The organism is Brevibacillus humidisoli (assembly GCF_020923435.1).
Taxonomy (GTDB): domain Bacteria; phylum Bacillota; class Bacilli; order Brevibacillales; family Brevibacillaceae; genus Brevibacillus_E; species Brevibacillus_E humidisoli.
On sequence record NZ_CP087263.1, the window covers coordinates 2,793,949 to 2,806,327 of the forward strand.

Consider the following 12,379-nt stretch of genomic DNA (forward strand, 5'->3'; position numbering starts at 1 on the left):
TCGCCGGGTTCTGCTGTTGTGCCCCACTCATTCCAGCTTGGACTCCTCCCGCCTGAGTAGGAATTGCGATTCTGACTTTCCCCTGATACGTTCCAGGTTCTTCTCCTGTGTCAAACGTGCTAACCATCACAAAAGCGACCTCGTTGATCTCCCGACGATCCCAGCATCCGGCAAGGGGGAGGCAGAGCAGGGAAATACACAGACTGATGAGACATTTATTCCGACCGCTCACGGCTATCCCCTCCACGAGGTGCGGCTTGTTTCTTTCGTCTATCATGAACCAGGCGATACAAGTCATATTCACCCGGATCGGTCGGCCTGGTGCGGCCAGGCTGGGATAGGGTCTGCTTCTTCATCCGCCACAATGGCATCCGTACCAGCATATCCTTCCAGCCGGATAGACGTTCGGGAGCAATCGGAGCAATCTAAGGCACACCAGCCGAGTAAACCCCTGTCAGGTTGATGGCCAACGCGATGATGCCGAACATAATCCCAAACAACCCCAATGTTCCCGCCAGCAAGATCAATGGAAAGCGAAGGATTCGCAGGGCAAAACCGACATTGTAGCGAGGAATGGTAAATGATGCAATCCCGGTTAGGGAAACGACGATTACCATGGGTGCCGAGACGATACCTGCCTCGACCGCTGCCTGCCCGATGACCAACGCTCCCACAATGCTGACCGCCTCCCCAACCGGTGGCGGCAGACGCAACCCGGCTTCCCGCAGGGCTTCAAAGGTAAACTCCATCATCAACGCCTCCACCAGTGCCGGAAAAGGGGTTGCTTCGCGTGAGGCAGCAACGGAAAACAGCAGGCTTGTCGGCAGCATGTCTTGGTGAAATGTGGTGATGGCAACATAAAACGACGGCAGCAACAACGCAATAAAGATAAAGATAGCGCGAACGGTTCGTACAAAAGTGGCAAACAAGTAGCTGCTGTAGTAATCTTCACTCGCCTGAAAACCGCTCCAGAATTGAAAAGGCATAATCAATGCCTGAGGTGAATTGTCCACTAAGATGCCGATGCGTCCTTCTGAGAGAGCTCCTGCCACTACATCAGGTCGTTCGGTAGATTGAACTGTCGGCAACAAATTGTAGCGATGATCGCGAATCATCTCCTCAATGTAGTTGCTATCGAGGGCAACGTCCTGGTCAATGGCTGCGATTCTTCGCGAGATTTCTTCAACCAGCCCTGGCTCTGTGATCCCGTCCAGATAGAGCAGCCTTACTTCTGTACGAGTCAACCGACCGATAAACCATTGCTTGACCCGCAATCGTTCACTGGGCAATCGATATCGAATCAGCGCCATATTGGTCTCTAGCCGCTCTGTAAACCCCTCGCGAGGACCGCGAATCACCGCTTCCGTCTGCGGCTCTTCGACGCTGCGCTCCGGTATGGAGGTGAGATGCGCCAGCAGTACTCGTTCATCTCCCTCTCGACCAATCACGACGTTCCCTGTCAAAAGTGCTTGAACCACCTCGTCCATTTTAGCCGTATCCCGCAGGTTGGCCGCATGTACGGAATGATCGTCCGGTTCGATGCGGAGCGGCCCGATCACCTCTTCCTGCAGGCGGTGCAGGTCCACTAAACCAGCGATATAGATGACCAGATAGGAGCCAAAAAATCGAAGGACGAGATCAGGATTGTCGATCAGTCGCAACCTGACATCTTGCATAAACCGATCCAAGCTTCGCAAATCTACATGCTCTGATCTCTGTTGCATACTACCCTTCCTTTTCGTTCGGTTTGTTTGAACCGAGCACCCGTTTCACCCCAAGTCCCAGGAAAAGCAACAGCGGAATGACGAGAAACAATGGAACCCACATGACCCATGGAACCCACATGACCCATGGAACCCACTTGAGACCCGTAAAAATATGACTGGAAAGATTAGGTGCCATATAGGTGGCAAGCAGACAGACGAGCAGACAGACCGGCAGAATTACAGCCCGGTAGTTGCTTAGCTTCCATTGTGTGGCAATCCCGGCACAAGCTGCATAAGTGAAGATGAGAACTTTAAAAATGCCGACGATCATGTAGTTGATCACAATCAACGGGTCTACATTGTCCACAAACTGGCTGACAGCTGTCATCTGAAACGTAGACAGCAATGGATAAATCGCTCGCGAAAAGATTTCCGCTCCTAATGTTGCCACGCCTAGCAAATCCAATACCGTGATGATCAGGGTAAACAGTCCACTCGCCCATAGTGCGGCCCGTCGAAATCCCCGGGGTTGAACAGTCAGATGCCAAAACATCGCAAAGGCGGTTGTCTCACCATACGGAACGGTTACCCCAAGAGGAAATATCGTTGCAGCGATCCTGCTCCAATCAGCTGCTACCGGATACAACCAGCGGAATTCCATTACATCCGATATGACAAAAAGATCACCTGCAAAACGAGCAGCAAGAGGACCAACGGAATGAACATCTCCCCTAGCCGGGCCATCCGCTCAATGCCAGCAAAACAGGCATAGCCTACAAGTAGTAAAAAAACAAACATGGAAAAGCCTGTCGGTGTCTTAGGCAGCAGAAAAGAGTCGATCAATTCGCCAAAATCCCGCAATACCCGCCCAGCGACGTAAAGCATGATCACGATGTAAACCAGGGAGAGAGCTCCTCCCGCCATTTTCCAAATACATGTGTCACTAAGCCACCCCAATTCGCTGTGGGATGCCATTCGTAGAGCTTGCTGTACAGGTAGAGCAGCAGCATACCCAGCACACCACTCAGCCCTGCAGCAATCCAAGCGTCCTGCTTCGCCACTGCCGCAAAACCAAAGACCACATTACTGCCGATCTGGAAAAGCAGGATCAAGCTCCAGGTTTGATAAACGGAGAGGAGTCTCATACCTGTACCCCCCAGTTTTTCTTAGTATTACCTCCATTGACATCCCTATGTGAAAAAAAGCGCTCCCGTTCTGCGAACAGGAGCTTGTCCATCGGTGGTTGCATCGAAACGTTACCGACGCAATCCAATTGTCCGTTTTTCGATTGTATCCAGCCACTGCTGCAGTCGAGCACCGCCCGGTATCCACTCTAGCTCTCTCCGCTCGATCAGCGGTATGGCCAACAACAATCCCAGGTAGATAGATGCGCCGATGGCGATACCGGCAGTCGTCTCTAGAGCTCCTAACAGCCGAGGGCTGAGTGGAGCAGATGCCAGCAGAAAGGAAACCGTCTCCGTCGTACCCCAAGCCAGCAGCAACATGACATTGGCCGTAACCAACGGCAGCACCATGTCTAACCGCCATTTCAATTCCACCGTCACCAGTCGGCTGAGCACGCGGTGATTGAGGTAGCAGACAACCGCAGTGGAGAGCAGCCAGGACAGCGCTAATCCGTCTATTCCCATCCAGGAGGTGAACACAATCGTGGCAACTGCTTTTATCGCGACTCCCCAGGCGAGGTGAATAGCCGGCTGTTTCTCTCTCCCTAATCCTTGCAGAATGCCGTTCGTTGCCAAAAGCAGTGACAAGGGAACAGCGCTTACCCCCAGGATCGCCATCGCTCGCGTCCCCTCCGCATCTCCGTACAGGGCTAGATTGGCTCCCTCTGCCACAGCCGTAATGCCCAGACCAGCGGGGAGACCAATCAACCAGGCGAATCGATAAGAAAGCCGGATCAACATCGTGACCCGCTCTTCATCACCTTGCCGTCGCGCTTCCGCAATCGCCGGCACGATTGACAGCGCGATCGAGGAGCCAAACAAACTGGCCAACTGCAGCAGCGGTCCCCCTCTGCTGTAAATGCCGAACCAGCTGTCTGCCGTCCAGCCATCCACGTGCCAGATATAGCGGAAGATATTAATCGCAAAGAAGGAGTCGACCAGGCTAAAGATCGGGATAACCAGCGCACTGACACAGATCGGCCAGGAGATGCGCCACATCGTCAGATAAAACTGGCGATCTCCCCACCATTGCAGGCTGCGCCATTCATATTTCACCCGTTGGCCTTTTTGCTTGCGGCTTTGCAGCCAGAGAAATAACAGCAGCACAGCGAGGCTCAGGACGGTGCTCAGCATCGTTCCGATGTTTACCCCGGTGATCACCGTGTCGGTGTCTTTGCCCAGCGATACCAGATAGAGAGAAAAACATAAAATGAAAGCCACACGCAGGGTCTGCTCCACCACTTGAGAGACGCCGACGTAAAGCATCTTTTGATGACCGTAGAAAAAACCGCGCAGCACCGCAATCAACGGAACAAACAAGAGCGATGACGAAATCGCTCGGATCGGCTGCGTCAAGTGAGGATTGCCCATCAGGATCGCGATCAGCGGCGAACTGAGATAGAGCAGTACAAACAGCAGCAGTCCGATCACGCCCATCATCAGCATGCTGCGGGCCAGGATCTGGTTTACCAATTCAGGACGACCTTCGGCCAGCGCTTCGGCAATCATGCGCGACAGCGCTACGGGCACACCGGCCGTAGCCAGGATGAGAAAGGTTAGATAAAGCGGATATACCTCTTGATACAGACCGAGCCCGTTATTGCCGACAATCTCCTGCAGTGGAATGCGGTAGAACATGCCGATCACTTTGGACAAGACACCGGCCAAAGCCAGAATCAGCGCACCGCTGAGAAAGTGACTTTTTGCAAACATGTATGTGCTCCTTTGGAATAACCGGTATGAACTGCAGATAATCCTAATCATACTACCGTAAACGATGCCGTTAGACAAGGGCAAGAAGTCATATCACGCACGTCCGAATCAATCGACAAACAGGCATTCCCAATAGAGAACACCTGTTACTGGCCTCGCCTCGCCGCTTTCTTCCAGACTTTGCCCAAGATTTCCGCCAGCAGTGGTTCTTTCACCAGATACAGTATACATGCGTAGACGAGGGCACCAGAGCCCGTATACAGGAAAAACCGAAGCCACGCATACGGCAGAGGTACAAGATATTTCAGCAGCATCACTGCCGCCGTCATCACCAAGACAGCCATCGTCGTCTTGCCGGCTGTCTTGAACAGATCGGATGATAGAAACGGGCCGACCCGACGTCTTAACGCCACGGCGAGCAGGGCAATGTTGAGAAACGCCGACAGGGACATGGCCAAGGCAATCCCGCCGTGGTCCAGCCAGGGAACCAACAGCAAGCCTAGCGAGATGAACAATGCTACGTTGACTGCGGCGAATATCACCGGAGTGCGCGTGTTTTCCAGAGCATAAAAAGCGCGGGTAAACAAGTCGCGGGCAGCAATCGCGAACAGTCCGATCCCGTAGAAGATCAGCGCCCAGTAGGTAAGCGCAGTATCCTCCGGGCCAAAGTTGTTATTCTGATACAGCATCTCAATCAGCGGTTTGCCCAACAGAAAGAAGCCAACGCTGATCGGTACCAGCAGGACCAGCAGGTAGCGCAGCCCCAAGGTGAGCACGCGGTTCATCTCCTGCAGATTTTGCTGCTTTACATATTCTGAGAGCAGTGGGAACAAGGGAACGGTAGCTGCCCCGACCACCATCATCGGCAGCTGCACGATCGTCATCGCATAGGCGAGAGCAGAAATTTTCGCTTCCCCTAATCCGGAACCGATCATTTTTTCAAAGAAGACCGTGATTTGTCCTAGGATGAGCGCGAATAGGATCGGAATAAAGCGTTCTCCCATGCTGTGCAAGAGCGGATCGCCGCGCCAGCGGAAGTTGAGGCGAAACGGCATTCCCATGGAAAGAACGGAAGGAAGAAGCGTCGCCGCCGCCAAAGCAAAACCGATCGTAGTCGCGATCGCCAATCCCGTTGATCCTAGCATCGGGACAAGCAGGTAAAAGCAGAGAATCGTCACCGCGGCATTGACCACTGTACTGAGCGACGAGGCAAAGAAGCGATCACGGGCATTAAGCAAACTGGACCAGAGGCTGAGCAGCGCGATAAACAGAACCGACGGCCACATCCAGCCCAACTGTGTCGCAACCAACTGCTGCCCTGCTGCGGAGAAACCCGGTACCAGCAGGTTGGTGACCGGACCGTTCAACAGCCATCCAAACAGGCTGACGCCGCCTCCGATGAGAATCGTCAACGTGAACAGCTTGCTGTACAGATCATGGCCCCGCTGTTCCTCTCCAGCAGTCATCAATCCCTTCATCGTCGGGATGTAGAGAGAGTTCACCACCGTCGGAAAGATAATCCAGAGCGTCATCGGTATGACGACGGCAGCGTAGTAGGCGCTCGCCTCGATACTCGTCCCATAGGTGGAAGATACAAACAGATTACGGACAAACCCGAGGACGCGACCAAGCAGGGAGAGAACGAACACCATCGCAACAATTTGTTGGAATCGGCTCATCGCGCTCTCTCCGCAAGGCCATATAAGGCGATAATCTGCTCGGCATAGTCAGGAACCGGGTCTCCCTGCTCGTGGAGAGCACGTTCGCCGTCGAGCACGGAAACGGTCTTGGCCAGAAAATCGTCAAGGTCGCGATCGGCAAACAATACCGTCTGCGGCGGTCGAATGTCAGCATCGCTGGCCACCACCGGTACGCCCGAATGCAGGGCCTCGTACACGGAAATGCCGTAGCTGTCACTGTTTGTCGGCCGCAAAAAGACCGCTGAGCGCTTTAGCAGCGTTTGATACTCCGGCGGTGCATGCAAAAAACAAAACACTTCTGTCAGTCCGCGTTCCGATACTTGCTGCTGCAGCTTTTCGTAGTATACTGGATCGGCGACATGGGTCACGCAGTAAATGATCCGCACATCGCGACGCATCCCGGCGAGCCGCTCTGCCAGATCGACGATCAGATCGATTCCGTACAAGTCGACACCCTTGTGGTAGGTGCCGACTGCACCATTGGCCAACAGCAGCTTGGTATCCGAACTGGCCAGAAACGACGCTACCTCAGGGGAGATGGGAATCTCATCCTGCTGTCCATGAATGAACGGTGGGATGAAGACGATCTTCTCAGGATCAACTCCACAGGCCGCCAGCCGGTCCACAAACTCTGGATTGACCACAATAAAGCGGTATGCCAGTCGGCTGGTCACCTTCACGATCAACCGCTTTATCCAGGAGAGCGGCTGCTCTTCGCCGCGCATGTTGTGGACGGTGAAGATCACCCGTTTGCCGCGCAGTGCCAATAAGGATAGCAGCAGTCTCACCTGCCAGCGCAGAAAATGGACGTGAATCACATCTTCCCGGCAGCCAAACAGATAGCGGAGCGCCCATGTTTCAATCTTGCCGGTATACTTCACGTCCCGATCTTTTTCACCCGTTGTGTTGTCATAGATGGTAACGGGGATACCCCGCGCGTCCAAAGCCCGACAGAGGCGTTGGATGTGAACGGATATCCCCCCTACCGGCGGCGGGTAGACACCCACCTGAGCCAGTTTACGCTGTTTCATTCTCCCGACGCTCCTGTCGCAGAATGATCTCAATCGCGCCAATTGCGGCAGCGATCAGCCAAAACGCCATCATCACCCGGTAATCGTGGAACACATCCTCGGTCATGCCGGCGGCTGCCAGCCCGATCAAACTGGCAAACAATCCGATCCCCCAGATGGAAAGGCGTTTTTGCAGCCGGTTGGCCGCCACCGCAAAGCTAGTCTTCACTAATTGATAAAACAGGAATAGGAGTGAGCCGATTCCCAAAATCCCGCCGGTAACGAACGACTGAATCCAGATATTATGAAAGTGGAACACGTTTACCTGCGGCATCTGATAGTCGACATAGACTCGGTTAAAGGTTGTCGTGTCCATGCCGATCCCTGTGACCCAATAGTCGCGGATAATGGCTAGAGCAGACAACCATGCCTGCAGTCGCCACTGGCCGGAGGTATCCTCAAACGGATCGGCGATCGATGCGATCCGCTGCTTGATCACATCCGGGATCAGATCAAACAAAACGGCAACGACCAAGAGAAGCATACCGGTCAGGATCAGTTTCCGGTCGATCTTGAGCAGGATCAGCACGAACGCAATAGCCGCTGCCAGCCAGGCCCCTCGCGAAAAGGTGAGCAGCAGCGCCAGTGCTGTCAATCCAAACAGCACAGCGACCAGACATTTCTGCTTAAAGTCACGCACATAGTAGATCAGCACAAACGCCAATGGCATGACCAACAGCAAAAACTGAGAAAAAATGTTAGGGTTGCCGAATGTGGCATACACCCGTTTATCCAACAGCGGGTTGGTTTCCCGGTCCACCCACTTGCCTGGCATCGAGTCCAACAGGAAATACTGCGCCAATCCGTACACAGAGATCAATGCACCGGAGATGACAAAACAAAGCAGGAAGCGATACAGCACCTGCTTCGATCCGATCATCAGCATCATCACCACCAGCAAGATCAGACTGGGGATGTAGTACAGCACGTATTCCCCGAGACTTTCCCGCAGATTCACTGACGTAACCGCAGTGATTCCGACCGCTAGGATGAAGAAGGCGGAGGCGAAAAACACTTTGCTGGTCAGTACCTGCTTCAACCGCTGCTTATCCACTCCATCCAGCAGGAGCAAAAAAATCAGCACCAGCAGGAAGAACATCAGCGGACGGTAGGTCATGAAGGGAAACGAAAGGGCGAACAGGTACAAGGCATATTCCTTTTTATATATCCCTGCGAGATAAAAGGCAGCGTACAGGGTAAGCTCCATCGTAAACTCCACTTTCCCCTGGACAACCCCAAAGGCAATCAACAGCAGGGCGGGTAAAACGATTTTCCAGTTATACATACCCTTTACTCCTCGTCTTCATCATGGTTCCATAGTTCGATACAGATGCGGACGGGCCAACTGCCGGTCAACCATCCCTGCTTGTTGTAATACTTCACCACGAACAGGATACTGCCCGCTACGACGGAGCCAATGGTAAACAAAAGGGAGAAGATATATCCCTCAAACATCAACTGAACGATCATGTGTATCAAGGTGGTGACAAAGGCGACAATACTGACAAATGCCCAATACGGATGGGCGGCCAGCAATGCCTGCAGCCGCTGCTGCCAGGATGTGCGAATGACTTGCTCAATCCATTCGATCATCAGCCGTTCCCCTCCTTCTTGTCCTCAATCCCAATAACCCGCGTTTTGATCGAAGCGTGATTGGTCCATAGAGGAAGGTATTGGTTTAGTTCGACGACACCGTTGTGGATCAGGACATTGCCGTACGGCGAACGGGACGTGGTTGCTTCAATCGTGACAAACACGTCGTAATGTTCAGGTGCTGTGCCGATCTTGGTCCTACCAGTAGCCTGATCGACTGCAGGCATCTTGGCCGGTTTGGCCTCAACATCGACGATCTTGCCGAACAATTGATTGATGTCATTTTTTTTAAAGACGTGATCACCGACGAGTACGGCATCAGCGATGAACTTCTCCACACCCTCCGCCGAGACGGTGATGAGCGTTTGACGAGGGCCTTCTCCCAACTCGGAGCGAATTGCCAATTTTTCCCCTGTCACCCAACCGAGCACGATAACCAACAAAATAATCAGAACCAACCGGGCAGGTCGAATCCGGATCGACTTTTGCATGGGCTCTTCACCCTCTCGTTACTTTTGTTGCACCTTGGAGATGACGCTAAACATCGTAAAGCTTGTCCCTTTGATCTTTAGTTCGTGCCCAGCCAATAGCGGTGTATTGCCGGCATGCGGAATGTTGTTGACCAGGCTGGCTTTCCCCTCTACCGTAATGTAGACGCTGAACTTGTCGGGAATCTTGCTGATTACGGTTCGTCCGTCAGCGGTGGAAACAAGGTTGATGGCATCGTTGACCTGAATGTCTACAATCTTGCCGATGACGTCGTTGGTATCGAGTGAGCGAATCGTGTCGCCTTCCTTTATATTCTCAATTACAAACGGATACAGCGCATTTCCATAAAATTGTACGGATACGTTTTTCTCAGGGGCATTGATCACCACTTCCCCCTGGGTCATTTTATAGGCGCCAAACGCCACCGCCCCCAAGACAACGAGAATCAGCAGAAAATCGATTAGGTTTACTTTTCCGAAGAGTCGGCCTTGGTTGTCAATCAGGCGCATCTTGTTTCCTCCTTTAAGAACGGTTCATTTACCAACATTTCCGAAAAACTCACTTGTTTACCATACCATATCTGTAGCCGAAAGAAAATCCAGCCAAAGGACAAATCTCGAAAGAAAAATCACCCTTTTTGTCTGATGCTGACAAATCACGTCTAAATATGCAACTTCTCCACCCGAACCCCCGACAAAAGGGAGAATGGGTGTAGAATCGACGGTCCGCCAATCATAGCATAGAGAAAAAGGAGCGTGGTCCATTGAGATATAACGGACTTGTCGCCAGCATCACCGAACAGGTCATCAGGAGGCCACCGATCACCTTTCGCTATCCGCGGGTCGCAGGGCTGCCTGCTAGCGCTGTAGAACGGCGCATCAACGCAGCCATCCAGCAGCTTGTCCTCTCCATGATTCGCCAGCAGAACGTCCCAGGGCTGCAGTATCTAACCGGTACGTACATGCTTCCCGTCAATCGGAGGGGCGTACTAAGCGTGGTGTTTGATACGGACAGCTATTCCGGAGGCGCCCACGGCATGCAGTACAAACGATCGCTCACCTTTAGCTTGCGGACTGGAAGAATCTATCAGTTGGCTGACCTGTTCCTGCCCGGCAGCGACTGGAAGAGACGGATCGATGCCTATATCAGACGGCAGATCGAGGCCCAAAACATCCCGCTGATTGCCCCTTTTCGCGGAATAGGCAGCGATCAGCCGTTCTACCTGACGCAACATGCCCTTGTCATCTACTTTCAACTCTATGAGTACACCCCGTATGCTTACGGGTTCCCTCTATTTGCCATGCCCTACACGCTGTTCCGCGACATCGTCAACCCCGGCGGACCGATCGCCAGGCTAATGCGGGCGTAAAAGAAGACTGTTGCCACGACATGCCAGCAACAGTCTTTTTTCTGTGCATGGATGGGTCACACCAACTGCTGAAGCAACCTGCTCATTGTGAACACAGGAATCCCTAGTCCTGAGCCTCAATCAATTCATCCATCAATCGGGCCAACTGCCTCGCCTGCTCCCGTCGTTCATAAGGCTTGACTCGCTCAGCCATATCGTCAGCCGGCAGACGGATATCCGTGATGCTGGCTGACGACTGCCGCTCACGCCGCCATGCTTCATATAGCTGCAAATAGGCCTGTTTGATCGCGGCCTTGTCCGTAGGATCAGCCACCTGCCCCAGTCCAAAGCGCTCGATAATCTCTGTCGCTTCTCCCGGCATGTTGAGCGCCAAAATCGGCTTGCCGACGCCCATATATTCATACAGCTTGCCAGGAATATAGGCGCCTGCGTCTGGGGATACATCGCTGACCAGCAGCAGCGTATCGGCGCTCTTCATCAGGCCGAGCGCCTCTTTGTGCGGCAGATTGCCCAATACTTCTACGACGTCGCTCAACCCCAGACGTTTCACACAGTCGACGTTGTCCGAATAACCGGGATAATCAAACACACCGGCAAACGACAGCAGGATCTCGTCGCGCTGAACCCGTCCTTCGTCGATCAATTCTTTGACCGCTTCCAACAGGAGCCGGGGATTTCGCTTCTGATAGAAGATTCCGGCATAGACCGCCCTGAACTTCTCGTCAGTTCTCGGCACCTCCCCCAAATGGGCAAAGTCAGCGCGGTCAAACCCGTTGTAGATCAACTCCAACCGCTTGATCAGCGATCCATACTTTTGGCGAAAGTTCTCCGCAAAGGTAGCGGTCACCGTTGTCAGCGCATCGGCACGCTCCATCACCCGGGCTTCCATCCGCTCTTCCAGCCGCTCGCGCCAGAGAATCCCGGAGCGGTGCATGTTCTGTGTCCAGGGGTCGCGGAAATCGACGATCCACTTACAAGGAAACGACTCCGCCAGTTTCAGCGCGACGAGATGGTCGGTAGCGGGGCCGGAAGTGGAGAAGATCACATCGATTTTCTCTCGGCGCATGATCTCCCGCCCCAGTCTGACCGCGGCAGGGTACCAGAGTATGTTTTCGTCGGGTATTAGCAGGTAAGGCTTTGCTTTCTTTAATACAGAGACCACCTGCTGTTTGATCCGTTCAGTCAAGGACGGATGGCTGCCAGATGGCCTCCCGGCGTCCGTCGCCTGCGCTGGCGCCGGTTTGGGCAGCAGCGGGATCTCTTTGGCCCGATAAATCTTCACCTGTTCCGGAACTTCAGCAAGCAGGGAGCGATCCAGCGTCGCATGATAACTGGGATCGACCGTCAATACGTGGACGTTCCAGCCAAACTCGCCCAGATACTTAGCCATCTTCAGCGGTCTTGGCACTCCGCCGCCGCCAATCGGCGGAAAAGCGTATGCGATCATCAGCACATGTTTGTTTCTCGTCATCGTATCTTCCTCATCCAGTAAAATAACCGCTATTACCATACCACAAGTCTCACTTTATTGCGAATCCCCTGACCATCTGCTATA

10 protein-coding genes and 1 pseudogene are annotated in these 12,379 nt (G+C 53.3%); 1 reads left to right on the plus strand and 10 read right to left on the minus strand.

The window, feature by feature from the left end:
- Window positions 1-425 precede the first annotated feature (425 nt).
- From LOK74_RS13795 to LOK74_RS13845, 9 genes and pseudogenes are all read right to left on the minus strand, one after another.
- On the minus strand, window positions 426-1,724 hold the full coding sequence (locus tag LOK74_RS13795; RefSeq protein WP_230042609.1) for a spore germination protein: 1,299 nt from the start codon (window positions 1,722-1,724) through the stop codon (window positions 426-428).
- Between the two features lies 1 nt (window position 1,725).
- Window positions 1,726-2,851: pseudogene (locus LOK74_RS24385) on the minus strand (GerAB/ArcD/ProY family transporter).
- 111 nt (window positions 2,852-2,962) lie between these two features.
- A complete protein-coding gene (locus LOK74_RS13815; protein ID WP_230042613.1) occupies window positions 2,963-4,603 on the minus strand; it encodes a putative polysaccharide biosynthesis protein in 1,641 nt (546 codons plus the stop codon).
- A 146-nt stretch (window positions 4,604-4,749) separates the two neighbouring features.
- A complete protein-coding gene (gene murJ / locus LOK74_RS13820; RefSeq protein WP_230042614.1) occupies window positions 4,750-6,282 on the minus strand; it encodes a murein biosynthesis integral membrane protein MurJ in 1,533 nt (510 codons plus the stop codon).
- Window positions 6,279-7,334 (minus strand): glycosyltransferase family 4 protein, encoded by a 1,056-nt coding sequence (locus LOK74_RS13825; RefSeq protein WP_230042615.1) that lies wholly within the window; start codon window positions 7,332-7,334, stop codon window positions 6,279-6,281. Before LOK74_RS13825 ends, murJ begins: the two co-directional genes overlap by 4 nt.
- A complete protein-coding gene (locus LOK74_RS13830; protein WP_230042616.1) occupies window positions 7,321-8,658 on the minus strand; it encodes an O-antigen ligase family protein in 1,338 nt (445 codons plus the stop codon). Before LOK74_RS13830 ends, LOK74_RS13825 begins: the two co-directional genes overlap by 14 nt.
- 5 nt (window positions 8,659-8,663) lie before the next feature.
- Complete coding sequence (locus LOK74_RS13835) at window positions 8,664-8,966, minus strand: hypothetical protein (protein WP_230042617.1); 303 nt, start codon at window positions 8,964-8,966, stop codon at window positions 8,664-8,666.
- Window positions 8,966-9,457: a DUF4330 family protein gene (locus tag LOK74_RS13840; protein WP_230042618.1), complete on the minus strand. Its 492-nt coding sequence runs from the start codon at window positions 9,455-9,457 to the stop codon at window positions 8,966-8,968. Before LOK74_RS13840 ends, LOK74_RS13835 begins: the two co-directional genes overlap by 1 nt.
- Before the next feature lie 18 nt (window positions 9,458-9,475).
- Window positions 9,476-9,964: a DUF4330 domain-containing protein gene (locus LOK74_RS13845; RefSeq protein WP_230042619.1), complete on the minus strand. Its 489-nt coding sequence runs from the start codon at window positions 9,962-9,964 to the stop codon at window positions 9,476-9,478.
- Between the two features lie 254 nt (window positions 9,965-10,218).
- On the opposite strand from LOK74_RS13845, the gene LOK74_RS13850 reads away from it, so the two are divergent.
- Window positions 10,219-10,824 carry a DUF3298 and DUF4163 domain-containing protein gene (locus LOK74_RS13850; RefSeq protein WP_230042620.1) on the plus strand — a complete coding sequence of 202 codons (606 nt, stop codon included), beginning with the start codon at window positions 10,219-10,221 and terminating at the stop codon, window positions 10,822-10,824.
- 103 nt (window positions 10,825-10,927) lie between these two features.
- Here the strand turns inward: LOK74_RS13850 and LOK74_RS13855 are convergent, their stop codons facing one another.
- Window positions 10,928-12,295 carry a glycosyltransferase family 4 protein gene (locus LOK74_RS13855; RefSeq protein WP_230042621.1) on the minus strand — a complete coding sequence of 456 codons (1,368 nt, stop codon included), beginning with the start codon at window positions 12,293-12,295 and terminating at the stop codon, window positions 10,928-10,930.
- Window positions 12,296-12,379: the final 84 nt, after the last annotated feature.

What these genes read in the sequence shown, in the direction of transcription:
- LOK74_RS13795 (WP_230042609.1), bottom strand. Translation starts at nt 1,724, where the DNA reads ATGCAACAGAGATCAGAGCATGTAGATTTGCGAAGCTTGGATCGGTTT.
- LOK74_RS13815 (WP_230042613.1), bottom strand. Translation starts at nt 4,603, where the DNA reads ATGTTTGCAAAAAGTCACTTTCTCAGCGGTGCGCTGATTCTGGCTTTG.
- murJ (WP_230042614.1), bottom strand. Translation starts at nt 6,282, where the DNA reads ATGAGCCGATTCCAACAAATTGTTGCGATGGTGTTCGTTCTCTCCCTG.
- LOK74_RS13825 (WP_230042615.1), bottom strand. Translation starts at nt 7,334, where the DNA reads ATGAAACAGCGTAAACTGGCTCAGGTGGGTGTCTACCCGCCGCCGGTA.
- LOK74_RS13830 (WP_230042616.1), bottom strand. Translation starts at nt 8,658, where the DNA reads ATGTATAACTGGAAAATCGTTTTACCCGCCCTGCTGTTGATTGCCTTT.
- LOK74_RS13835 (WP_230042617.1), bottom strand. Translation starts at nt 8,966, where the DNA reads ATGATCGAATGGATTGAGCAAGTCATTCGCACATCCTGGCAGCAGCGG.
- LOK74_RS13840 (WP_230042618.1), bottom strand. Translation starts at nt 9,457, where the DNA reads ATGCAAAAGTCGATCCGGATTCGACCTGCCCGGTTGGTTCTGATTATT.
- LOK74_RS13845 (WP_230042619.1), bottom strand. Translation starts at nt 9,964, where the DNA reads ATGCGCCTGATTGACAACCAAGGCCGACTCTTCGGAAAAGTAAACCTA.
- LOK74_RS13855 (WP_230042621.1), bottom strand. Translation starts at nt 12,295, where the DNA reads ATGACGAGAAACAAACATGTGCTGATGATCGCATACGCTTTTCCGCCG.